23 protein-coding genes are annotated in these 22,901 nt (G+C 66.3%); 12 read left to right on the forward strand and 11 right to left on the reverse strand.

The genetic code is table 11. The features are described 5' to 3' along the window. The first annotated feature begins 90 nt into the window (after positions 1-90). Positions 91-720, forward strand: coding sequence for a malonic semialdehyde reductase (locus AC3A4M_RS07030; RefSeq protein ID WP_498734864.1), 630 nt, complete (start codon positions 91-93; stop codon positions 718-720). Positions 721-917: 197 nt separating this feature from the next. On the opposite strand, the gene pgm is transcribed toward AC3A4M_RS07030, so the two are convergent. Beyond that, the gene (pgm, locus tag AC3A4M_RS07035) at positions 918-2,564 is read right to left on the reverse strand and encodes a phosphoglucomutase (alpha-D-glucose-1,6-bisphosphate-dependent) (RefSeq protein ID WP_498734865.1); all 1,647 of its coding nucleotides are present in this window, start codon (positions 2,562-2,564) and stop codon (positions 918-920) included. Between the two features lie 175 nt (positions 2,565-2,739). Between pgm and AC3A4M_RS07040 the strand changes: the two genes are divergently transcribed. Beyond that, entirely contained in the window at positions 2,740-3,204 is a 465-nt protein-coding gene (locus tag AC3A4M_RS07040) for a DUF4190 domain-containing protein (protein WP_498734867.1), read from the forward strand. Positions 3,205-3,283: 79 nt separating this feature from the next. Here AC3A4M_RS07040 and AC3A4M_RS07045 read toward each other — a convergent pair whose 3' ends face one another. Beyond that, complete coding sequence (locus AC3A4M_RS07045) at positions 3,284-3,649, reverse strand: ArsR/SmtB family transcription factor (protein ID WP_498734868.1); 366 nt, start codon at positions 3,647-3,649, stop codon at positions 3,284-3,286. Between the two features lie 124 nt (positions 3,650-3,773). Between AC3A4M_RS07045 and arsB the strand changes: the two genes are divergently transcribed. From arsB to AC3A4M_RS07060, 3 genes are all read left to right on the forward strand, one after another. After that, positions 3,774-4,901: an ACR3 family arsenite efflux transporter gene (gene arsB / locus AC3A4M_RS07050; protein WP_498734870.1), complete on the forward strand. Its 1,128-nt coding sequence runs from the start codon at positions 3,774-3,776 to the stop codon at positions 4,899-4,901. Beyond that, positions 4,901-5,344, forward strand: coding sequence for an arsenate reductase ArsC (locus tag AC3A4M_RS07055; RefSeq protein ID WP_498734871.1), 444 nt, complete (start codon positions 4,901-4,903; stop codon positions 5,342-5,344). Before arsB ends, AC3A4M_RS07055 begins: the two co-directional genes overlap by 1 nt. 73 nt (positions 5,345-5,417) lie before the next feature. Further along, positions 5,418-6,842, forward strand: coding sequence for an FAD-dependent oxidoreductase (locus tag AC3A4M_RS07060; RefSeq protein ID WP_498734872.1), 1,425 nt, complete (start codon positions 5,418-5,420; stop codon positions 6,840-6,842). A gap of 18 nt (positions 6,843-6,860) precedes the next feature. Here AC3A4M_RS07060 and AC3A4M_RS07065 read toward each other — a convergent pair whose 3' ends face one another. Further along, the gene (locus AC3A4M_RS07065; protein ID WP_498734874.1) at positions 6,861-7,634 is read right to left on the reverse strand and encodes an NAD(P)H-dependent oxidoreductase; all 774 of its coding nucleotides are present in this window, start codon (positions 7,632-7,634) and stop codon (positions 6,861-6,863) included. A gap of 86 nt (positions 7,635-7,720) precedes the next feature. On the opposite strand from AC3A4M_RS07065, the gene AC3A4M_RS07070 reads away from it, so the two are divergent. Next, the gene (locus AC3A4M_RS07070) at positions 7,721-8,086 is read left to right on the forward strand and encodes a winged helix-turn-helix transcriptional regulator (RefSeq protein WP_498734875.1); all 366 of its coding nucleotides are present in this window, start codon (positions 7,721-7,723) and stop codon (positions 8,084-8,086) included. A gap of 148 nt (positions 8,087-8,234) precedes the next feature. On the opposite strand, the gene AC3A4M_RS07075 is transcribed toward AC3A4M_RS07070, so the two are convergent. The 4 genes from AC3A4M_RS07075 to AC3A4M_RS07090 form a co-directional block, all read right to left on the reverse strand. Then, positions 8,235-9,710 carry a peptide MFS transporter gene (locus tag AC3A4M_RS07075; protein ID WP_498734876.1) on the reverse strand — a complete coding sequence of 492 codons (1,476 nt, stop codon included), beginning with the start codon at positions 9,708-9,710 and terminating at the stop codon, positions 8,235-8,237. A 104-nt stretch (positions 9,711-9,814) separates the two neighbouring features. Continuing rightward, positions 9,815-11,197, reverse strand: a complete 1,383-nt coding sequence (locus AC3A4M_RS07080) for an amidase (protein WP_498734877.1) — start codon at positions 11,195-11,197, stop codon at positions 9,815-9,817. A gap of 57 nt (positions 11,198-11,254) precedes the next feature. Continuing rightward, positions 11,255-13,312 carry an ABC1 kinase family protein gene (locus tag AC3A4M_RS07085; protein WP_498734879.1) on the reverse strand — a complete coding sequence of 686 codons (2,058 nt, stop codon included), beginning with the start codon at positions 13,310-13,312 and terminating at the stop codon, positions 11,255-11,257. A 74-nt stretch (positions 13,313-13,386) separates the two neighbouring features. Further along, positions 13,387-14,130 carry a Type 1 glutamine amidotransferase-like domain-containing protein gene (locus tag AC3A4M_RS07090; protein ID WP_498734880.1) on the reverse strand — a complete coding sequence of 248 codons (744 nt, stop codon included), beginning with the start codon at positions 14,128-14,130 and terminating at the stop codon, positions 13,387-13,389. A 110-nt stretch (positions 14,131-14,240) separates the two neighbouring features. Between AC3A4M_RS07090 and AC3A4M_RS07095 the strand changes: the two genes are divergently transcribed. From AC3A4M_RS07095 to AC3A4M_RS07105, 3 genes are all read left to right on the forward strand, one after another. After that, positions 14,241-14,567: a rhodanese-like domain-containing protein gene (locus AC3A4M_RS07095; protein ID WP_074700228.1), complete on the forward strand. Its 327-nt coding sequence runs from the start codon at positions 14,241-14,243 to the stop codon at positions 14,565-14,567. Continuing rightward, positions 14,567-15,493, forward strand: coding sequence for a prephenate dehydratase (gene pheA, locus AC3A4M_RS07100; RefSeq protein WP_498734882.1), 927 nt, complete (start codon positions 14,567-14,569; stop codon positions 15,491-15,493). The genes AC3A4M_RS07095 and pheA overlap by 1 nt, the downstream gene beginning before the upstream one ends. 86 nt (positions 15,494-15,579) lie before the next feature. Further along, positions 15,580-15,909 carry a hypothetical protein gene (locus AC3A4M_RS07105; RefSeq protein WP_498734883.1) on the forward strand — a complete coding sequence of 110 codons (330 nt, stop codon included), beginning with the start codon at positions 15,580-15,582 and terminating at the stop codon, positions 15,907-15,909. 37 nt (positions 15,910-15,946) lie between these two features. On the opposite strand, the gene AC3A4M_RS07110 is transcribed toward AC3A4M_RS07105, so the two are convergent. Further along, entirely contained in the window at positions 15,947-17,050 is a 1,104-nt protein-coding gene (locus tag AC3A4M_RS07110) for a diacylglycerol/lipid kinase family protein (protein WP_498734884.1), read from the reverse strand. Positions 17,051-17,123: 73 nt separating this feature from the next. Here AC3A4M_RS07110 and serS point away from each other — a divergent pair, with 73 nt between their 5' ends. Together serS and AC3A4M_RS07120 are read left to right on the forward strand one after the other, a co-directional pair. Beyond that, positions 17,124-18,407, forward strand: coding sequence for a serine--tRNA ligase (serS, locus tag AC3A4M_RS07115; protein ID WP_498734886.1), 1,284 nt, complete (start codon positions 17,124-17,126; stop codon positions 18,405-18,407). An 83-nt stretch (positions 18,408-18,490) separates the two neighbouring features. Beyond that, positions 18,491-19,369 carry an HAD family hydrolase gene (locus tag AC3A4M_RS07120; RefSeq protein ID WP_498734888.1) on the forward strand — a complete coding sequence of 293 codons (879 nt, stop codon included), beginning with the start codon at positions 18,491-18,493 and terminating at the stop codon, positions 19,367-19,369. 28 nt (positions 19,370-19,397) lie between these two features. Here the strand turns inward: AC3A4M_RS07120 and AC3A4M_RS07125 are convergent, their stop codons facing one another. The 3 genes from AC3A4M_RS07125 to AC3A4M_RS07135 form a co-directional block, all read right to left on the reverse strand. Then, positions 19,398-19,826, reverse strand: coding sequence for a DUF1761 domain-containing protein (locus tag AC3A4M_RS07125; RefSeq protein WP_498734890.1), 429 nt, complete (start codon positions 19,824-19,826; stop codon positions 19,398-19,400). A gap of 58 nt (positions 19,827-19,884) precedes the next feature. Further along, positions 19,885-20,514 carry a hypothetical protein gene (locus tag AC3A4M_RS07130; protein WP_498734892.1) on the reverse strand — a complete coding sequence of 210 codons (630 nt, stop codon included), beginning with the start codon at positions 20,512-20,514 and terminating at the stop codon, positions 19,885-19,887. A gap of 104 nt (positions 20,515-20,618) precedes the next feature. After that, complete coding sequence (locus AC3A4M_RS07135) at positions 20,619-21,182, reverse strand: inorganic diphosphatase (RefSeq protein ID WP_074700220.1); 564 nt, start codon at positions 21,180-21,182, stop codon at positions 20,619-20,621. A 187-nt stretch (positions 21,183-21,369) separates the two neighbouring features. Between AC3A4M_RS07135 and dacB the strand changes: the two genes are divergently transcribed. Then, a complete protein-coding gene (gene dacB / locus AC3A4M_RS07140) occupies positions 21,370-22,794 on the forward strand; it encodes a D-alanyl-D-alanine carboxypeptidase/D-alanyl-D-alanine endopeptidase (protein ID WP_498734894.1) in 1,425 nt (474 codons plus the stop codon). The last annotated feature ends 107 nt before the right edge of the window (positions 22,795-22,901 follow it).

Genomic DNA, 22,901 nt, shown 5'->3' on the forward strand with positions numbered 1-22,901 from the left:
TCGTGACGCAGATCATGTCAGGGGGTGGAGGGTTCGGCGCCGAAAATGCGTTGGCACCCATGAACGCCGTATCCCTACCGAAAGGTCCCCATGACCGCCCAGAGCACTGCCGAAACCAACCTCCAGGACGAACTGGTCCTCGACGCCGCCGCCACCGACGCACTGTTCCTCGAGGGACGCACGGCCAATAGCTTCACCGACGAACCGGTCACCGACGATCAGCTGCGCGCCATCTACGAGCTGGCGAAAATGGGCCCCACGTCCATGAACATCCAGCCGCTGCGCATCACCTGGATCCGTTCCGCCGCAGCGCGCGAGCGGCTGGTCAGGCACATGGCGGAGGGCAACCAGGCCAAGACCGCCGCCGCCCCGCTGGTGGCCGTGCTGAGCTTCGACACGGAATGGCACGAGCAGTTCCCCGCGCTCTTCCCGCACGCGGCCGAGCGCAAGGCCATGTTCGACGGCAACGAAGAACTCCGCGCGGTGATGGGCAACAACAACGGCCATATGCAGGCTGCCTACTTCATCATGGCCGTCCGCGCTGTCGGCCTGGCCGCCGGACCCATGGGCGCATTCGATGCCGCCGGTATCGACGCCGAATTCCACGAGGGCCTGAACCGCAAGACCTTCATGGTGGTCAATCTCGGCAAGCCGGGCGAGAACGCCTGGCATCCGCGCCTGCCCCGCCTGGACTACGAGTTTGCCACCACCACGGTCTAAACGGCCGCCTGAGGCCACGCCTATCCACCGGGCATAGCGGGCCCGAGAGGAACTGACTCATCGACGACGGGCCCCGCCTGCGAAAACGGTGCTGCCCAGCACCGTTATTGCAGACGAGGCCCGTTTCAGTTCCCCGGAGGCCTGTCGGCGCCCGGGTAATCGGGTTCGAGGTTTGTCTTCCCGGTGCCCGCGCCGGGCTACGAGATGACGCCGTCGACAATCGCCTTCGCTTCGGCCTGGACCTGCTTGAGGTGGTCTTCGCCCTTGAAGGACTCCGCGTAGATCTTGTAGACGTCTTCGGTGCCGGAGGGGCGCGCGGCAAACCAAGCGTTCTCGGTGGTGACCTTGAGCCCGCCGATCGGCGCCCCGTTACCGGGCGCCTCGGTCAGCTTGGCGGTGATCGCTTCGCCCGCCAGCTCCGTGGCGGTGACGTCGGCGGCGGAGAGCTTGCCCAGTGCCGCCTTCTGCTCCCGGCTGGCGGCGGCGTCGATGCGGGCGTACGACGGCGACCCGAACTTCGCGGTCAGCTCACCATAGATTTCGGACGGCGACTTGCCCGTGACGGCCTTGATCTCGGAGGCCAGCAGTGCCAGCAGGATGCCGTCCTTGTCCGTTGACCAGGGCTGGCCGTTGAACCGGACGAAGGACGCGCCCGCGGATTCCTCGCCGCCGAAGACACCCTTGCCCGAGAGCAGGCCGGGGACAAACCACTTGAAGCCGACCGGAACCTCCACCAGCTTGCGCCCCAGGTCCGCCGCCACCCGGTCGATGATCGAGGAGGAGACCAGCGTCTTGCCCACGGAGGCTTCCGCCGGCCACTGCGGGCGGTGTGTGTAGAGGTACTGGATGGCCACGGCCAGGTAGTGGTTGGGGTTCATCAGTCCCGCATCCGGGGTGACAATCCCATGCCGGTCCGCATCGGCGTCGTTGCCGGTAGCAATATCAAAGGAGGCGCCGCCATCGCGCACCTTGGCGATCAGCGAGGCCATGGCCGACGGCGAGGAGCAGTCCATCCGGATTTTCTCGTCCCAGTCGAGCGTCATGAACGCCCACTGTGGATCCACCGTCGGGTTGACCACGGTGAGTTCCAGGTTGTGCCGGTCCGCGATCGCGCCCCAGTAGTCCACGGACGCGCCGCCCATCGGGTCCGCCCCGATCCGCACGCCGGCCTCACGGATGGCATCAAGGTCCAGCACCTGCGGCAGGTCTTCCACGTAGTTGCTCATGAAGTCGTAGCTGCCCACGGCGCCGGAGAGCTGGGCCTGGCCGATGGGAATGCGCTTCACGCCGCGCAGGCCGGATTCGAGCAGCTCGTTGGCCCGGTTCGCGATCCAGCCGGTGGCGTCCGAATCGGCGGGTCCGCCGTGGGGCGGATTGTACTTGAAGCCGCCATCCTGCGGCGGGTTGTGGGACGGGGTGATGACAATGCCGTCGCCCTGGGCGTCCGGATGCGCCGCATTGTGCTTCAGGATGGCATGGCTGACGGCCGGCGTCGGCGTCCAGCCGGTCCGCGCATCCACCCAGACGGTCACGCCGTTGCCGGCGAGGACCTCGAGGGCGGTGTTCTGCGCCGGATCGGAGAGCGCGTGCGTGTCCTTGCCGACAAACAGCGGTCCGCTGATGCCCTGGCCGGCGCGGTATTCCACGATGGCCTGCGTAATGGCGGCGATGTGCTCCTCGTTGAAGGAGCCCTTGAGGCTGGTGCCGCGGTGCCCGGAGGTGCCGAAGGCCACGCGCTGGACCGGATCGCGCGGATCCGGCTTGATATCGAAGTACGCGTCGAGGAGCGCGGTGAGGTCAACAAGGTCGCTGGGTTGGGCCACGGTGCCCGCACGGTTTGCCATTGCACCAGCATGCCAAACATCGGGCAGGCCTAGTGACTTGGGTTACCGGAAATTCATCAGATTACGACGGCGACGGCTTACCTCCGCGTTATCCACAACAAAGTTCTAAACTAGTAGCGGCAGGCGGCCCGCAGGTAGGCTGTTCTGAGCGGAGCGGATCAAGGGGAGCAGCACCATGTCAGGTACGGACCACGGGCAGCAGCCACCGTTCAACGATCCCAAACACCCGAGCTGGTACACGGAGCCGGGCCCCGCGGGCAATGCGCCGGTGCCGCCGTCGTCGCCTGAAGCCGCCCCGAATCCCTACGCCTTCCAGCCCGGCCCGGGTGCCCAGCCTGCACCTCAGTACAACCCTTACGGCGGGCCCGGCTACAACCAGCAGATGTACTACCAGCCGCAGCCTCAGCCCAAGGGTTTGAGCATCGGGGCGCTGGTCTGCGGGATCGTCGGCGTGGTGACCTTCGGCTTCCTTTTCCTGCCCCAGATCGCCGCCATCGTGCTGGGCCACATCGGCCTGTCCAAAGAGCCCGCCGGACGCGGGATGGCCATCGGCGGCCTGGTGATGGGTTATCTGGTGGCCGGACTCTGGGCCATTCTGCTGTTCTTCGGGTTCATCGGCGCGGCCAGCAGCGGTTTCTGACTCGCCCCGCACCGGCCTCCCGCGCAATCCGCCCCTGACTGCTACCTCCTGCTACGGCTACTTCCTGCTGCCGGCGCTGCTACTTGGGTTCCTCCAGCACTCCGGCCAGATTGTCCAACGCTCCCGGCACCAGCGAGAAGTAGGCCCAGACGCCGCGCTTCTCCCGGCGCAGGATGCCCGCGTCAACCAGAACCTTCAGGTGGTGGGACACCGTGGGCTGGCCAAGGTCCAACGGCTCGATCAAGTCACAGACGCAGGCTTCGGCCCCTTCGCTGGCCGAGATGATCGAGATCAAACGCAGCCGGTTCGGGTCCGCCACGGCCTTGAACTGCGCGGCCAGCGCGGTGGCGCGCTCAGCGCTCATGACCGGCGCTCCTGCCGGGGTGCAGCACGAAAGCTGGTCCTCTTGGATGCCTGGTGACTCAAACTCGGTAACGGAAGCCATGTCATCCATTATGCACATAGATTGACACTCGTCGATATCTACCTCCATACTCGGTATCGATACGCATCGATTCCCGTCAATGTTTGCGGTGCCAAACGCTTGGCCTCGCACCGAACAGATCCCCATGCCGAGGAGCTACGTGAGCACCCCCGTCGCAACACCCGAAACAGGGCAGGTTACAGCCCGTCTTTCCACTCTTGACCGCTTCCTGCCCGTTTGGATCATCGCCGCCATGGCGGCGGGCTTGCTGCTGGGCCGCTTCATCCCGGGCCTGGCCCGCGCGCTGGATGCGGTCCAGGTTGCGGATGTTTCGCTCCCCATCGCTATCGGGCTGCTGGTGATGATGTACCCGGTGCTGGCCAAGGTCCGCTACGACGAAACCCACCGCGTGATGGCCGACAAGAAGCTCATGATCAGCTCGCTGGTTATTAACTGGCTCGCGGCCCCGGCCTTCATGTTCGCGCTGGCCTGGATCTTCCTGCCGGACCTGCCCGAGTACCGGACCGGCCTGATCATCGTGGGGCTCGCCCGCTGCATCGCCATGGTGATGATCTGGAACGACCTGGCCTGCGGTGACCGCGAGGCCGCGGCCGTGCTGGTGGCGATTAACTCCGTCTTCCAGGTCATCGCCTTCGGCGCGCTGGGCTGGTTCTACCTGCAACTGCTGCCCTCCTGGCTGGGACTGCCCACCACCAGCGCCGAATTCTCCTTCTGGGCCATCACCATAAGTGTCCTGATTTTCCTGGGCATCCCGCTGCTGGCCGGCTTCCTGACCCGCACCATCGGCGAAAAGGCCAAGGGCCGTGACTGGTACGAGAACAAGTTCCTGCCCAAGATCGGTCCCTGGGCTCTCTACGGACTGCTGTTCACGATCGTGCTCCTGTTCGCCCTGCAGGGCGACGAGATCACGTCCAATCCGCTGGACGTCGCCCGGATCGCGCTGCCGTTGCTGGTCTACTTCTCTGTGGTCTTCGGGGCCGGCATGGTGATCGGCAAACTCCTGAACATGGGCTACGCACGGACCACCACGCTGGCGTTCACGGCAGCCGGGAACAACTTCGAACTGGCTATTGCGGTGGCGATCGGCACCTACGGCGTCACCTCCGGACAGGCCCTCGCCGGCGTCGTCGGTCCGCTGATCGAGGTCCCGGTGCTGGTGGCCCTGGTCTACGTAGCGCTCTGGGCCCAGAAGAAATACTGGCCCGCAGCCACCCCCGCACTCTCCGCACCGATCGAAGGAAAGACGAAGTAATGACCACCAGCGCCGAATCCACCGCCAAAAAGCCGTCCGTCCTCTTCGTCTGCGTCCACAACGCGGGACGTTCCCAGATGGCCGCGGCGTACCTGACCCATCTGGCCGAGGGCGCCATCGAGGTTCGTTCCGCCGGATCCCAGCCCGCAGACCAGGTCAACCCTGCAGCCGTTGAGGCGATGCGCGAAGAGGGCATCGACATCTCCACGGAACTGCCCAAGGTCCTGACTGCCGAGGCGGTCAAGGATTCCGACGTCGTTGTCACCATGGGCTGCGGCGACGAGTGCCCCTACTTCCCGGGCAAGCGCTACGAAGACTGGGTGCTGGAGGATCCGGCCGGCAAGGGCGTGGACTCCGTCCGACCCATCCGCGACGACATCAAGGGCCGGATCGAAAAGCTCATCTCCGAGCTGCTGCCCGCCGCCCACCCGGACGCCAACTAGCTCCGGTACGCCAACCACTCGTACGCCGCCGCGTAGGAAACCGCGCCGTGGTCCGCTCGAGGAAGAGGAAGCCATGCCTGACAAAGCCGATTCCACTGACATCGCGGAACTTCCCGTCGTCGTCATCGGAGCCGGGCCGGTAGGCCTGGCCGCCGCGGCCCACCTGTTGGAGCGCGGACTGAGGCCGGTCATCTTCGAAGCCGGAACCGGGCCGGGTGCGGCCATCCGTGCCTGGGGCCATATCCGGCTCTTCTCGCCATGGCGGTTCAACATCGACGCCGCCTCCCGCCGACTGCTCGAGGGGACCGGCTGGGAGGAACCGCGGCTGACCTCGCTGCCTTACGGCACCGACCTCATCGAGCGGTACATCGAGCCGCTGGCAGCGGTCCCGGCCATCCGGGACGCCCTGCACACTTCCTCCCGGGTGATCGCCGTCAGCCGGGCAGGGCTGGATAAAACCCATTCCCGGCACAGGGACGAGACACCGTTCTTGGTCCGGGTCCGGGATGCTTCCGGCACGGTGGCCGATCATCACGCCCGCGCGGTGATCGATGCCTCCGGCACCTGGAGTCAGCCGAACCCGCTGGGCCAGGCGGGACTGCCCGCACCGGGCGAAGCGGAAGCCATCGCTACCGGACACATCACCGAACCGCTGCCCGACGTGACCGGCCGCGGCGGTGCGCGGTTCGCGGGCAAACATATCCTCGTGGTCGGAGCCGGACATTCGGCTGCCAACACCCTGCTCAACCTCGGACAGCTGGCCAGGAACGAACCCGGCACCCGGATCAGCTGGGCTGTGCGCGGCGCGGACGTAACCGGGCTCTATGGCGGCGGCGATCTGGACGGCCTCCCCGCCCGCGGCCAACTCGGTACCAGGCTGCGCAAGCTGGTGGAAGACGGCCGGATCGAGCTGCATACCTCCTTCAGCATCACGGGCTTCAAGACCGCGGACACCCTCGCCGTGTTCGGGACGACGCCCGACGGCGACGTGCAGCTGGACGTGGACCTGCTGATTCCGGCCACCGGCTTCCGCCCCGACCTGGACATGCTGCGCGAACTCCGGCTCGAGCTGGATCCCGCCGTGGAGGCGCCCCGCCAGCTGGGCCCGCTGATCGATCCGGAGTTCCACAGCTGCGGTACGGTGCCGCCGCACGGTGCCAAGGTGCTGGCCCACCCCGACAAGGACTTTTACCTCACCGGAATGAAGTCCTACGGCCGCGCCCCGACCTTCCTGCTGGCCACCGGCTACGAACAGGTCCGCTCCGTCGCAGCCGCCGTCGCCGGAGACCGCGAAGCTGCCGACAAGCTGCAGCTGGAACTGCCCGAAACCGGTGTCTGCTCCACGGACCTCGCCGGCAGCTGCGACACACCCGCGGCCGATACCGCTGCAGACCTGGAGGAAGCCCAAGACGCCGCCTGCTGCCCGGCTCCGGAACCGGCCTTCCTCGGAATTCCTACCGGCCTGGCCCACGGACGGTCCGGATTGCCCGCGCGCTGACGGTACCCGGCATCCGGGTTACAGGGAGTGGATGGACAGTCCGGTTTCCCCGGGACAGACACTCGGTACCAATTCCCATTGCTCCGTGTAGTCGCCCTGGAACTGTGGCCGGTAGGGGATCGGCGGCTCCGAGAACAAGCCGTCAAGCCTGTCCAGCAGGCTCCGGAGATGACCGCAGTAGGTTGAAGGGTCCGTGAAATCCGCACTGGGCAGGGCGAACGGTGCCAGGACACTCATCCCGGTGTAGGCCAGTGTCCCGTGCAGCAGTCCGAAGAGGAGTTCCGTGATTTCGCCGCTCTTGCCCCGCGGGCCAATGGAGGCCTCCCGGTCCCCGAGCGTTGTGACGACCATGGCGCGCTTGCCTACAAAGGGGCCGTTTTCGAAACGCAGCCGCCTTCCGCTGGCAGGATCCTTGCCGAAGGCGAACCCGCTGACGAACACGCGGTCGAACCACCCCTTGAGAATGGCGGGCATGCCGTACCACCACAGCGGAAACTGGATCACGAGAGCGTCGGCGTCCCGGATTTTTTGCTGTTCCCGTACTACGTCGGCCGGTTGCGTGCCGTCGACATAGGCTCGTCTGGTGTCGTCGGTGACCCGGAATGGCTGCGCGGGCGAAGCCATGCACTCGCCCGCAAGGATGGGGTTCCAGCCCATCTTGTAGAGATCGGATTCGATCACTGTGTATCCATTTTTTCGGAGCTGTTCCAGCCCCGCCCTGCGGAACGAGCCGTTCAGCGACTCGGGTTCGGGATGGGCACTGACCCATAAAACAGTTGAATGTCCAGCCATGCCAGCTAGCCTAGGTTCTAAGGCTCGATCGCAACAGTACGGTCTTTGACCGCTGATACAGACAAATTTGTCACTAAGGGGCTCCGATGAGGAAAGCAGTGGAAACGGCGGCGCAGATTTGCCCGGTGGAGGTTGCGGTTGCGGTTCTGGGCGGCACCTGGAAGCTCACCATCGTCAAACACCTGCTGGAGGGGACCCTGCGCTTCGGCGAACTCGGCCGGCTGCTCCCGCTGGCCGGTCCGCGTACCCTCACCCGGCAGCTTCGGGAGTTGGAGGAGGACGGCGTCGTCGACCGGAAGGTTTTCGCCCAGGTCCCGCCCAAGGTGGAGTACTCGCTGACCGCATTGGGGCGGAGCCTGGAAAACATCGTTGCGGATCTCGACCGCTGGGGAACAAACTACGCTTCGGCCGAGGCGCAGCTGGGGGAGCAAGCCCAGCAGAAATCCGGCTGAGGGGCTTGCCATCCGCGTTGGCAACCGGGAAGCGATTGAACTAACGACGGCGCCGCTCGAGGTGAGTTGGAAAACCCACCTCGAGCGGCGCCGTCGTTAGTTGGTTGCAGTTGCAGAACCGGCGCGAGGCCGGCGGATCAGGTCGGGGTCAGCGCACGCCGCCCATGATTTTCTTCAGGGACGGTGCCGCGATGGCCAGGGCAACGCCCAGGATGATCGCGGTGATGCCGATGAAGCCGAAGTACGGGGCCTCGTTCGCCGGATCGTAGTAGCCGGCGAGGATGCCGGCCAGCGTGGTGCCCAGCGAGATGGAGAGCAGGAACAGCGCCACCATCTGGGTCTGGAACGCCTTCGGGGCCAGCTTGGTGGAGATGGAGCTGCCAGTGGGGGAGAGGAACAGCTCCGCCATGGTGAACAGGAACAGGATGCCCGCCATCGCCAGCAGCGAGGTGCTGTTGGCGCCGGCGCCGGAGAGCGGGATGAAGGCCAGGAAGGCCAGTCCCATCACGGCCAGGCCGATGGCGAACTTCAGCGGGGAGCCGGGCTGCTTGGGGCCGAGCTTGGTCCAGACGGTGGCGAAGATGCCGGCGAAGATGATGATGAACACCGGGTTGATGGACTGCACCCAGCTGGCGGGCATTTCCCAGCCGAAGAGGTTGCGGTCCAGCTGCTTGTCCGCGTACAGCGCCACCACGGTGAACTGCTGCTGGAACAGTGCCCAGAACGCGGCGGAGCCGATGAACAGCGGGATGAAGGCGTAGACGCGGCCGCGCTCCAGCGGCGTGACCTTCTTGCTGGAGAGAATAACCGCGAAGTAGGCCACGGCGGCGAGGATCGCCAGCCAGGCCATGATCGGGGCGAGGTTCTCCGCGGTGACCAGGCCCAGCGCCACGGCCAGCACCACAACCACCAGGCCGGCAATCCCGATTCCGGCGACCCTGCCGAAGTGGGTGCGCGGCAGCGGGTTGGCCACGTGGTGGGATTCCTCGGGCAGGTTCTTTCGGGTCAGCGCGTACTGCGTCAGGCCGATGGCCATGCCGATGGCGGCCAGGCCGAACCCGTAGTGGAAGCCGAGCTGGACGTGGGCCAGTCCGGTCAGCAGCGGGCCCACCAGCCCGCCGATGTTCACGCCCATGTAGAAGATGGAGAAGCCCGCGTCGCGGCGCTCGTCCTTCTCGCCGTAGAGGGAGCCGACCAGTGAGGTGGCGGTGGCCTTCAGCCCGCCGGACCCGACGGCCACCAGGATCAACCCGATGGCCAGGCCAACAGTGCCCGGGATCAGGGCCAGAGCGATGTGGCCGAACATGATCATGATGCCGGAGTAGAAAAGGACCTTTTCGGAACCGAGAAGGCGGTCCGAGACCCACGCCCCGAGAATGCTGGAGAGGTAGACTCCGCCGCCGTAGGCTCCCACCAGTCCGGTGGCGATGCCTTCGTCGATGCCCAGACCGCCTTCGGCGACCGAGAAGTACATGTAGTAGAGGAGGATGCCCTGCATGCCGTAGAAGGAGAAGCGCTCCCACAGTTCTACGGAAAAGAGGTTGGCGAGCATTCGGGGGTGCCCGAAAAATGTCTTACCGCCGGTAGCTTGTGGCCGAGTAGCCGATTGTGAGGTTTGGCTCATTTACTCCATTTTGCCACCGGGCTTTATGCATTGTCATATTCTTGGTTGCCTGCTGCAACCGATGGTATGGCGAAATGCCCGGATTTGCGCGGGGTTCTCCCCGGTCAGCGCACGTTTTCGAGCTGCGCGGCGACCGCCAGCAGGACCGCTTCCGCACCGGGTTTGCCCACCAGCTGTATCCCCATGGAATGCCCGCGCGGGGTGGTCAGTACGGGCACGGCGATGGCCGGCAGCCCGCAGACGTTGATCATGGAGGTGTACGGCGAGTACTGGCACTGGCGCATGTAGTCCACCTCGGCGCTGGTGGCGGTGTACCAGCCGACCGGGCGCGGCGTCATGGCCAGCGCGGGGGTGAGCACCAGATCGTACGCGCCGAACTGTGCCATGGTGTCTTCCTGGAACCGCGCCAGAATCCCCAGCGCCGCGGCCAGTTCTGCCGGAGATTTTTTCAAAGCACGACGGCGGAACGCGCGGGTGAGCGGCATCAGCTGCGGTTCCCGGCTGGCCGGCATCCGCAGCTGGGCCAGCGAGGAGGTCCACACGGTGGTGAAGGCGTCCGGATAGCGGTTGTCGTAACGGAAATCCGCGTCCAGCACATCATGGCCAAGGCCGGCGAGCAGCCGGATGCCCTGGTCGAAGGCGGTCTGGGCCTCGGGCTCGAGCCAGAGCGGGTAGCTGGCGGCAAACGGGGAGAGCGTGCTGGCACCGATCCGGAACCTGCCCTCGGCCCGCAGCGCGGCACCGAGGAAATCGGGCTCCTTCCCGAAGGCCGCGCGGGCCAGCGGCTCGTCCACCATCGCGTCCAGCAGCAGGCCGGCGTCCGCGGCGGTCCGGGCCAGCGGGCCAGCGACCACCAGCCGCCCGGCGTCCTCGCCGGAGGAACCGGCCGGCACCCGGGTCCGTCCCGGTTTCAACCCGACCAGTCCGGTCGCCGCGGCAGGGATCCGGATCGATCCGCCGCCGTCGGAACCCGGCGCGAACGGCAGCATGCCAGCCGCCACTGCCGCCGCGCTTCCGCCCGAGGAGCCGCCGGGGCTGGTGGCCGGATCCAGCGGGTTGCGCGCGGGCCGGGCGATCCGGTTCTCGCTGTAGGAGGTCAGCCCGAATTCGGGGACCTGGGTTTTGCCCAGGCTGATGGCGCCGGCGCTCTGCAGGACGTCGACCAGTGTGTGGTTGGCCGGCGCCGGCACGTGGTCAACGGCGGAACTGCCGTGGGTGGTGCGCACGCCGGCCACATCGGTCAGGTCCTTGAAGGCCAGCGGCAGCCCGTGCAGCCGGGGCAGCTCCCGGCCGTGGGCCTGGCGCTCGTCTGCCTCGCGGGCGGCGGCAAGGGCCTGCTCCGCGGTGACGGTGATGAAGGCTCCCAGCTCGGGGTTCAGCGCCTCGATCCGGGTCAGATAGTGCTCGGTGAGCTCCCGCGAGCCGACCTCCCCGCGGCGGACGGCGTCCCGCTGCTGCAAGGCCGAGAGTTCGTGCAGATCGCTCATAAAATTCAGATGCCCTTCGGTAGCCCGAACCACCATGCTACGACGGCGGGTACCGGCTCAGATGTCCCGGTTGGTGCTTTCGGGATGCCGGCGGAACACCAGCGCCACGGCCCGCAGCGAGAGGACAAACCCGGCAAAGAGCAGCGTGTAGCCAAAGAACGCGTGCATCCTGACGTTCTCCGTGAGCATCGGGCCGGTGTCGCTGGCAATGAGCACAATCGCGCCCAGCGTCGCCGCGCTGGCCAGCAGCGCCACCACCACCTGCTGGACCAGCGTGTCCAGGAAGTGCCGGTCGCGGTTATCGGCCAGCATCCGCACGTTCATGGAGAAGCGGCCCTGCTCCAGGTCCTCGGTCAGCTTGTTGATGCGGCGCGGCATGCGGTCCAGCAGCGGCAGCAGCTGCAGCATCCGGCTTTCCAGCTGGTCCTTGAGGTTGCCCGGTTTGAATTGCCGGCCCATGATGCGCTTGCCTTCGGCGCGGGCCGCGGCAACGACGTCGAAATCCGGGCTGATCTGCCCCAGCGTCCCCTCGAGGGCGGCCAGGGCGCGGAAGGCCGCGGCGATCTGCGGCGGCACCGCGAAACCGTGCTGCACCAGGAGATTGAGCAGGACCGAGAACATGCTGCGGCTGCCGTGCGCGCCGAACCCGGTGCGGTAGCGGGTGAGCAGCTGGCCGACGCCGCGCTCCAGCGCCCGTTCATCGAGTTCATCCGGTCGGTCCAGCAGCTCGATCAGGGCGTCCGTGGCGGAAACGCCGTCGTCCTTCTCCACCGCGTACAGCAGCGTTCCCAGCGACTGGCGGGTGGCCGGATCCAGCCGCCCAACGGAACCGAAATCCAGCAGGCCGACGCCGCCGTCGTCGCGCAGGAAGATGTTGCCCGGGTGCAGGTCCGCGTGGAACACCCCGGTGTCCACGATCTGGCTCAGGGTGGCCTTGAGCAGTTTTTCGGCGACCCCATGGCGCTGGACCGGCTGCATTGCGGCCAGAAGGTGATGGGCGTGCGAGATGGGCAGGCCGTCCAGCTTGTCCATGACCAGCAGGCGGCTGCCGGAGAACTCCTCGTAGGCATGCGGGACCAGAACGTCCTCGATGCCGGACTCGGCCAGTGCGGCCGCCACGCTGCGCATGTTCTCCAGCTCCACGCGGTAGTTCAGTTCCTCCCGCAGCGAGTCCGCGAATCCCTGGGCGAGATTGTTGATGCCCAGCGAGCGGGCCCAAGGCGCGGTGCGGTCCAGCCAGCGGGCCATCCGCAGCACAATGTCCATGTCCCGGCGCACCTGCCGGAGCGCCGAGGGCCGCTGCACCTTCAGGACCACTACCTGCCCGGAGAGCAGCGTGCCCTCGTGGACCTGGGCCACGGACGCCGAAGCGAGCGGTTCCGGATTGACCCAGGAGAAGACTTCGTCCAGGTCCCGGCCGAGGTATTTGCCGATGGCCGGCCGGATCGCCGACCACGGTTCGGGCTCGGCGTGGGTCTGCAGTTTGGAGAGCTCGCGGATGTAGGGCTCGGACAGGACGTCGCGGCGGGTCGAGAGCATCTGGCCCAGCTTCACGAACGTCACGCCCGCCTCGTTCAGGGCCAGCCGTAGGTGCAGCGCCGTTTCTTCCTCATCCGCGCTCCGGACGTTGCGCGTCAGCCCGCGCAGCTGCGAACCGAGCCCGTGCTTGAAGGCAATCCGCACCACGTCGGTGTAGCGCTTGGCGCGCTGCCGCCTGGCGCGCCAGCCGGAGAAGAAGCTGGTGAGTTTCGGCAGCGACCCGGTGGGGAAGGCAACCTCCAGCCCCACCAGCACGGCGACGCCGATCGCGAAGACCCACGCCACGGCTAGTACCAAAAACATCAGTACGACGGCGGCCGGAACGTTCAGTTGGCTGCCGTCCACGCTGCCCAGGTCTGCCGCATCGTAGAGGTATCTGGACATGGCGGAGAAGGACAAAATCATGAACACGCCCACCACCATGGAGCGCGGCCAGCCGACCGGTACGCCGAGGACCCGGCGGGCAATGGTGGCGGCCAGCCAGGCCAGCACAAGCAGTATCAGGGCGGCGGCAATGAGCGCGATGGCGGTCCCGAGTCCGGAGACAAAACCATCGCGTAGCAGCTGCAGATCCATACATCCCCCGTCAGTTCCGCGGCAGGCGTTCTCCGCCTCTCCTCCGGCCGGCAGCCGGAACCGCGGTGTGTGCGTCAGCCCAGGTAGCGCGGCTCGATCGATTCCTCTTCCGCCACGGCTTCCGGGCCGTCCCCGGCCTTGGCCGTGACCCGGTAGGCCAGCTTGCCCTTGACTTCGGTGACCGCCTCCGCCAGCTCGGTGCCGCGGTAAACCAGCCCCACGCCGTCGTCGGTGCAGTGGGTTTCGCCGAGGGTGCCGTTGCTGACCAGCTGGTGGACCAGCGGCCGGCGCTCGGCTTCGGAGTCGTAGTGGACGCCGTTGTCATAGGGCAGCAGCGCCAGGCCGTTGGTGACGGCACGCAGTTCCGGGCCGAAGGAATCCGTGGTGCCGCCGCGGAACCAGCAGATAGAACCGGCGGACACACCTGCCAGCACCACACCCGATTCCCAGACCCGGCGGAAGATCGTATCCAGGTCGTGGACCCGCCACACGGCCAGGAGGTTGGCCACGGACCCGCCGTTCACCCAGACCACGTCCTGGCCCAGCAGGTGCTCCTCGATGTTGCCGATGTTGGGCATGCTGAACAGGTTCAGATGGGACAGTTCAAAGCCGGCGACCCGGGCGGCCTCGTCCAGCTCGGCCGCGTACCACCGTTGGTCACCGCCGGCCGTTCCCAGGTGAGTGATTTTCGGTGCCCGTCCACTGGCGCCGGATAGCTCGACGGCGTGGTGGACCAGGTGGTTGAACTCCAACCGGGTGCGGGATCCTGCTTTGTAGCCACCGGAAGTGGCCAGAATGGTGGGCTGCTCAGCGGCCATCAGTACCTCTGTCTGGAAGTCTTGTTAAGGTGCACAGCGTGATCCCACTATAGGCTGGAGAGGACGGCAAACAGTCCGTCTTACGACTGATTTCTGCGGAGGTTTCCCCGATGAGCGACTTCGAGAACGTGGATGTGGACAGCATCGGCGCCGACGCCAAAGTGCTGGACGTGCGCGAGGATTACGAGTGGGAGGCGGGCCATATCGACGGCGCGCTGCACATCCCGCTGGACCAGCTGCCCGAGCGGCTCGACGAACTGGACCCGGACGAGGACCTGCACGTGATCTGCCGGACCGGTGGGCGCTCCTACCGTGCCGCTGCCTGGCTGGTGGGCAACGGCTACTCGGCGGTCAATGTCGACGGCGGCATGGGTGCCTGGCTCGAGGCCGGCAAACCGATGGTGTCCGATAACGGGCAGGAGCCGACGGTCAAGTAATGAGCGGTACCTATACCTTCCTGGGTCCCGAGGGCACCTTCACCGAAGCCGCCCTGCTGCAGGTCCCGGGGGCCGCCGCGGCGCACCGCATTCCGGCGGCAAATGTCAGCGGCGCCCTCGAACTGATCCGCAACGGCACGGCAGATGCCGCGATGGTGCCCATCGAAAATTCCGTCGAGGGCGGCGTCAGCGCCACGCTGGATGCCATTGCCACGGGCGAACCCCTACAGATCCTGCGCGAGGAACTGGTTCCCATCCGCTTCGTTCTGGTAGCCCGTCCGGGTCTGGCGCTTACCGACATCAAGGCTGTTTCCACCCATACCCATGCCTGGGCCCAGTGCCGCAGGTGGAGCGAAGTCAATATTCCGCAAACTGCATATCTGCCGGCATCCTCGACCGCCGCCGCCGCTGTAGGGCTGCTCGATGACAATTGCCCGCATGATGCGGCCATCTGCTCGCCGCTGGTGGCAGAACAGCGCGGCCTCCACGTGCTGGCCGAGGATATCGGCGACATTTCCGATGCCGTCACGCGCTTCATCCTGGTCAGCCGGCCCAACGGACTGCCTGAGCCCACCGGGTCTGATAAGACCACGCTGGTGGTCCCGCTGCCCGAAGACCGTCCGGGCGCCCTGATGGAAATCCTCGAACAGTTCGGCACCCGCGGAGTGAACCTGAGCCGCATTGAGTCGCGGCCTACCGGCCAGTTCCTGGGCGACTACTTCTTCAGCTTCGACGTTGACGGACACCTGGCCGAGCAGCGCGTGGCCGACGCCGTCCGGGGACTGCACCGGATCAGTCCCGATACGCTCTTCCTGGGCTCGTATCCCCGCGCCGACGGCCGCGCTTACGCGGTGCCCAGGCACAATCAGGACAAAGCATTCCGCGAGGCGCATGAATGGGTCCAGCGCCTGCTGCAGCCGGCCTGAGAAGCCGTCGAGCTTTCGCTGGCACCACTTGCTAAGTAAGCTGATCGAAGTTGGAGCCGAGCAATACTGAACGGAAGGTGCCTACGATGACCGAAAGCAATGAGGAACTGCACAGCGAGACCGGCGCCGACGGGGGCCAGTATGATGAGCAGCTGCAGCAGACCAACAGCGAGTTCCGTTCCGGCGATGCCGGTGACCTCGGCAATGACCTGCGCCTGGCCGAAGAGCAGGAAATGATCAAGCACCAGGCCAAGGGCGAATTTCCGAATCCGGAAGACGAGAGCGAAAACCTCGAGGATGTGCCGCCGCTGGACGCGGAGCGCGAGGCCATCGATGTTCCGGGCGAGGAGCTGCACAATACGGACGAGGCGGACTCAAGCGACGATCCGTACAACCTCGGCGGCCAGGACACGTAGGACTGTCCGGACGGGTGGAGCGGTGCCGCAGCTGAGGTCAGGCCGTCCGGCGGTTGTGACCAGCTGCGGCGCCAACTTCCGCCAGGGTCTGCGGATCCACCCGCACGCTGAGCGCGGAGGGCCGGACCTGGACGGTCAGTGATGTCACGTCGCCCGAGAGATCCCCGTCGAGCTGGGTGCCCATCGGTTCATGGGCTGTCACCGTGACCTTGCGCCCCCGGTAATAGTCGATGACCGGGATCCGGGCGTTGTGCCGCAGCAGCGTCTTGGCGGCAATCCTGATCCAGCCCATGGCGTTGCGCGGGCTCATCACCACGATGTCCAACTCGCCGTCGTCCACCGTCGCGGACGGGATGAAGTCGATGCCTGCCGGCAGTTTGCCGCAGTTGGCAAACAGAATGCTGCGGATGCTGCGGGTCTGGGCTGGACCGTCGTCGATACTGATGGTGACTTTCTTGCGCTTGCCGGGCAGGTTCCGTACGCCCGCTTCGGAGTAGGCCAGCCAACCGTACTTGCGTTTGAGATCGTCCTTGGTGTCCGCGAGGACCTGGGCGTCCAGCCCGATGCCGGCGATCACCAGGAAGCTCTCCGTGATGCTGCTGCCGGTCACCGAATTGTCCAGCGTGATGGTCGCGGTGTCGATCCGGCGGTCCGCACCGTGCAGGGCCGTGAGGATGTTCGCGTCCAGTTGTCCGGGGTTGATGCCGAGGTTGCGGGCCAGCAGGTTTCCGGTGCCCAGCGGTACCAGGCCGAAGGGTGTGTTCGTGCCTGCCAATTCGCCGGTAACCACGCGGACCGTTCCGTCGCCGCCGCCAGCCAGGACAACGTCTGCGCCGGCTTCCAGCGCCCGTCTTGTCTGCGTGTGCCCCGGATCTTCGACTGTGGTCTCGAAAACCATCGGCTCCGGCCAACCGGCCGCGGTGCAGGCCATCCGGATCTTCTCCCGGGCTGAGTCGGCGTCGTTCTTCACGGGATTGAGGATCACGGCCACGCGCTGCGCCCTGACATCAAGGACTTCCACCGGCACCCCTGGAACCGCGGCTGCCCGCCGGGCCGGCAGATGGCGCACACTGAGCCAGCTCACGAGAAAAACCACCGCGGCGATAACAACGACGAGGCCAACCATCCACTGAGTCTCCATGATGCTCTTAGAATAGCCGCACCACTCGGGCGCGGGATCGAGGTGGCAGCCGGTTGTTCGGTACCCTTAGCAGGTGATCGATGTAAATGAACTCCGCGCCAATCCTGAGATTTTCCGAGCCTCGCAGCGTGCCCGGGGAGCCGATGATTCCCTGATTGATGCAGTCATTTCCGCAGACTCCGCCCGCCGCGAAGCCATTACCCGCTACGAATCCTTGCGCGCCGAGCAGAACGCTTTCGGCAAGAAGGTGGCACAGGCCAAGGGTGAGGAAAAGCAGGCCCTGCTGGCCGAGGTGAAGGAACTCGCCGCGTCTGTCAAGGCGGCCCAGGCCGAGTCGGACGCCGCCCAAACGGAGCAGGAGTCGCTGCTGCGGCAAATCCCGAACCTCATCGAAGACGGCGTTCCCGCCGGCGGCGAGGACGATTTCGAGGTCATCAAGACCGTCGGCAAGCCGCGTGATTTCGGCCCGGACGGGTTCGAGCCCAGAGACCACCTGGAGATCGGCGAACTGCTCGGCGCCATCGACATGGAGCGAGGCGCGAAGGTCTCCGGCGCGCGGTTCTACTTCCTCAAGGGCGTCGGCGCCCGGCTGGAGCTGGCGCTGCTGAACATGGCTATGGACCAGGCCATTGCGGCCGGTTTCACCCCGATGATCACCCCGACGCTGGTCCGCCCGGAGACCATGCAGGGCACCGGGTTCGATGTGGCGCACGACGACGAAATCTACCGTCTGGCCGAGGACGACCTGTACCTGGTGGGCACGTCCGAGGTGCCGCTGGCGGGCTACCACGGCGACGAAATCCTGGACCTGGCCGGCGGCCCGCTGCGCTACGCGGGCTGGTCCTCCTGCTACCGCCGTGAAGCAGGCTCGCACGGCAAGGATACGCGCGGGATCATCCGGGTCCACCAGTTCAACAAGGTGGAAATGTTCATCTACACCACGGTCGAGAACGCCGCCGAGGAGCACGCCCGGCTGCTGGCCTGGGAAGAGGAGATGCTCGCCAAGGTGGAACTGCCCTACCGGGTGATCGACACCGCCGCCGGCGATTTGGGCATGAGTGCTGCCCGCAAGTTCGACTGTGAAGCGTGGGTCCCCACGCAAAATGCCTACCGCGAACTGACTTCCACCTCCAACTGCACGACCTTCCAGGCCCGACGCCTGAATGTGCGTGAACGCGTCACCGGCGAGGAAAAGAAGGGCACCCGTGCCGTGGCCACCCTGAACGGCACGCTAGCCACCACACGCTGGATCGTGGCCATTCTCGAGCACCACCAGAATGCCGACGGATCCGTTACCGTGCCCGCGGCGCTGCGTCCATACCTGGGCGGCCTCGAGGTCCTGCCCGTACTCAGCTAGTTCGGCCGGTGTTCATTGGCCGTTAATTCCCAATGTGAGCGCCGCCCTACCGTTCCGGGGCTTGCCTCTGATTCACTGGAACAATGACAACTACAGCTGATAATGCGATTGCTGGCATCGAAGACCAGCAAAAGAACACGGGACGGAATTCGACACGGACGCACAACCAGGTGCGGAAAATGGTCTGCCTGGATGTGGACGGCACACTGGTGAACCATGACGGCCACATGAGCGACGCCGTCCGCGAGGCCGCGCAGGCGGTGGTCGATTCCGGACATGAGGTGGTGGTCTCCACCGGCCGCTCGTTGAACGCCACGCTGCCGATCATCGAACTCATCGGCCTGACCAAGGGGTACGCCGTCTGCTCCAACGGCGGTGTGACCTTGCGGATCGACACCGGTCTCGAGGATGGCTACGAGGTCATCGACCGCGTCACCTTCGAACCCGGTCCGGCACTGCGTGCCCTGCGCACGAAGCTGCCCACCGCCAAATTTGCCCTTGAGGACGATGAGGGCAAATTCCTCTCGACCGAGCGCTTCCAGGATGCGAGCTTCGGGGTGGAGGCTGTTGGCGTGGACTTCGAAACCATGCTGGAAGCTTCGGCAGTGCGCGTGGTGGTGTTCAGCACCGAGAACACGCCGGAAGAGTTCAAGGAAGCCATCGACAATGCGGGCCTGCATGGCGTGACGTACTCGGTGGGCTGGACCGCCTGGCTGGATATCGCCGCGAACGGCGTCACCAAGGCCAGCGCGCTGGAGACCCTGCGCCGCAAGCTCAAAGTGGATCCGGCCCAGACCGTTGCCATGGGAGACGGCCGCAACGACATCGAAATGCTCGACTGGGCCGCCCGCGGTGTTGCCATGGGCCAGGCGCCGGAGGAAGTCATCGCCGTCGCCCACGAAGTGACCGGAACCGTAGACGAAGACGGCGCCGCCCCGATTCTGCAAAGCCTGCTCGCTTAGTTCTTCTTCGCTGAAGGCTGCTTGGAAGCTAGGCAGCGCTGATGCCGAACAGTCCGATGATCAACGCCATGATCAAGTAAGTGACCAGTTCGTGGGCGCAGTTCAGGACGGTCAGCCCGGCGGGCCGGCCCTCGAAGGCGTCGTGGGTAATGAACCGTGCGGCGGTGAAACCGGCCCACAGGATCACCGCGGTGAGAACGGTGTTCCAGAGGAAGCTGCCGCCGTAGAACTCCTGCGCGATGGCCGCCGCGCCCGCGAGCACCCAGGCACTGATGAAGCTGACCACCAGCGTGATCAGGATCGGTTTGACCGCGTCCTTCGCTTCGCCGCTGGGGCTCACCTTTGCCACGCGCATCCAGTAGTTGCCGAACACCTTGGGCGTGTACCAGATGGACCCGACCACCATGGTGGACAGCGTTGCCACCAGTACGGCCCAGAAATTGATCTCCGGAATCATCGTCAGCTCCTCTTGGTTATCGGTGCACTCCTCCTCGGAGTCTAGGCCCGGCCGCAGGTCAGCGGTACGGAAGGCTCGCCTCGGGCAGCGATTTGGGTCCGTAAACCAGGTCGAGCAGGCGCGCCGCGGCCGGCCGGCAGGCCCATTCCTCCACCCAGTGCGAGCGGACCACGGCCTTGCTGACCGCCTGCGTGGTGATGCCGAGTTCCTCGGCGATGAATTTCTGCTGTCCGCGGGCGCCGGGGGTCATCAGGTCCAGCACTTTCCACTCGGCATCGGTCCTGGTGGACACGATCTGGCCGATCAGCCGGAGCACGGCCTCGGCTTCGGCCGCGATGTCGGCGTCGGGACCCGAGACCGCCAGCGGGACCCGTTCACCCGTCTTCTGGGCCCGCTCGACGGCGCGCCGCGCATAGACCAGCCCGAATCCCTGGGCCTCATTAACGTCCTCGGGCAGCGGTACCAGCAGTTCGCCCACGCCGATCCCGACATGCCAGCGCCGGCTCCGCAGGGCGATCATGGCGGCGTCAATGGCCGTCTTCGGGTCTTCCAGCACGCCGATGGCTTCGTCACCGACCGATCGCCGGAAGGCAACGGCGGTTGGCAGGTGCCGCAGCGATTTGATCAGCTCCGGCACCAGATCGCCTACCTCGCGGGAGTCGCGCTGATTGATGGTGAGCACGTACATGCCCTAAGTATTACGGACAAAAAGGTCGAATCAACTGATTTCGGTTGCCAAAAAGGGCGGACCGGACTGAAACAGTCCGGTCCGCCCTCGAAGAAGCGTCAGATCTAGCGGCCCTGTGCTTCGGAACCGCTGGTGGTGCCTTCCTCGACGTCGCGGCCCTGGGGCTCGTCCGGAGCGGACTCCTCGCCGAGTGCGGCAAAGCGCTTGATGGAAGCTTCCAGCTCGGCCTCGGCGGCGGCGCGGTCGGACCAGCCCTCGGCCTTGACCCACTTGCCCGGCTCAAGATCCTTGTAGCGGGTGAAGAAGTGCTCGATCTCCTTGACCAGGAACTCCGGGACGTCGGAGAGTTCCTGGATGTGGTCGAAGCGCTTGTCGGAGGGTACGCACAGCACCTTGGCGTCCCCGCCGCCGTCGTCGGTCATGTTGAACACGGCGATCGGGCGGGACTCAACCAGCACGCCCGGCAGCAGATCGAAATCCTGCAGCATGACCAGCGCGTCCAGCGGATCGCCGTCTTCACCCAGGGTGTCCTCGAAGTAGCCGTAGTGCGTGGGGTACTGCATGGAGGTGAAGAGGACGCGGTCCAGGCGGAGGCGGTGCGTCTCGTGGTCGATCTCGTACTTGACGCGCGATCCCTTGGGGATCTCGATGGTCACATCGTGCTGCATGGAAGTCTCCTTGGTGTTTTGTCTCACTGGCGCGGTGGACAGGGCAGGGCCCGGCGCCGGTCTACGCTTAACGATATAGGTCTTGGCTGCCCGGCCCGACATCAACCGGAGCGGCCGATTCACAAACCGCGTTCCGTCCCGCTGCCGGGTGCGGGGACGCGCACGTGCAAACAGGGGGAGGGGCAGGATGAACCGTGGCTTCCGGCTGCTGACATCCTGGCTGCTGGCCGCTGCCTTCGCCGTGCTGGCCGTTCCCGCCGCCTGGCATCTTGCCCCCGCCCTTGAATGGAATCCCGGGGCGGCCAAGCCGGTGGTCACCACTCCGGAAGCCCAGCTACCGCCGACGAAACTGGCCGCCGCCGAACTCCTGACGGACGCGCCGGAGGCCGCACCGGTGCCGGATCCGAAGGTGCTGGGCGAGGCGCTGGATAAAGCTCTGAAGTACGACGGCGCCGGGGACTTCGCGGCACTGGTCACCGATGCGCAGAGCGGCGACGTGCTGTATGAGCGCAAGGGGTCCGAGCCACGCATTCCGGCCTCCAATATGAAGCTGCTGACCGGCGCGGCGGCCCTGCTGACCCTCGGCGCGGAGGCACGGTTCTCCACCGAGGTCATCCAGGGCAACGTGCCCGGGACGCTGGTGCTGCGCGGCGGGGGAGATGCCCTGCTGGGCGCCGGCGGGTCGGAGCGGGAGGACGTCCTCGGGCACGCGGGGCTGGCCACGCTGGCGCAGGCCGCCGCGGAACGGCTGGCCACCGTGAAGTTCACCGGCGAACTGCGGGTGCTGCTGGACGACACCGCCTACGCCGGCCCAACGCTGAGCCCCGCGTGGGACCCGGCCGACATCCAGGCGGGGGAAATCGCGCCCATCTATCCGCTGGCGCTCTCGGGCGGCCGGGAAAACGCGGACGGCAGCGGCGAGCTGGTCGATGATGCTGCCCTCACCGCGGCGCGGGCCTTCCGCGCGGCACTGGCGGAGGAAATGTCAGAGCGTGGCGTCAAAGTGGCGCCTGATGTGGTCCGCGGTGCCGCGCCCAAGGACGGCATAGTGCTCGCCTCCGTTGAATCCGCCACCGTGGCGGAGCACGTCAACTACATGCTGCAGGAATCCGATAACTACGTTGCCGAGGTCATGGCCCGCAACACGGCGCTGGCCAGCGGCAAACCCGGGTCCTTCGGCGGCGGCACCGAGGCGATCAAGGAGGCCATGGAGCAGCTCGGGATTCCCACCTCCGGCCTGCTGGTCAGCGATGCCAACGGACTGGCACTGGGCAACAAGGTCTCGGCGGAGCAGATCTCCGCGGTACTCCGGGAGATCACCAGCGGTTCCAACCGGGACCTGCGGGCGGGCATCGACGGACTGCCCGTGGCGGGACTGACCGGGACGCTGCAGGAGCGCTTCGCGGGCAAGACCGCCGACGGCGCCGGGCTGGTGCGGGCCAAGACCGGCACGCTGCACACGGTCACCTCGCTCAGCGGCTACGCGGTGACCGCGGACGGGCGGACGCTGGTCTTTGCCTTCGTGGCCAACGGCTTGCAGAATTCAACGGTGCAGGCCCGCGAGGCGGCCGACCGTGCGGCCACGGTCCTTGCCGGCTGCGGCTGCCGTTGACCGCCCGCACCTGTCGGGCACTTGACCGGCGCCTGATCTGCGCCCTGGCCCGGCCCGCTGGGCCGCCGTCCCGCTGGTCCGCCGTCGAAATTTCCTTCACCGTTGGG

This window comes from Arthrobacter sp. Soil_C_60, from assembly GCF_057656375.1.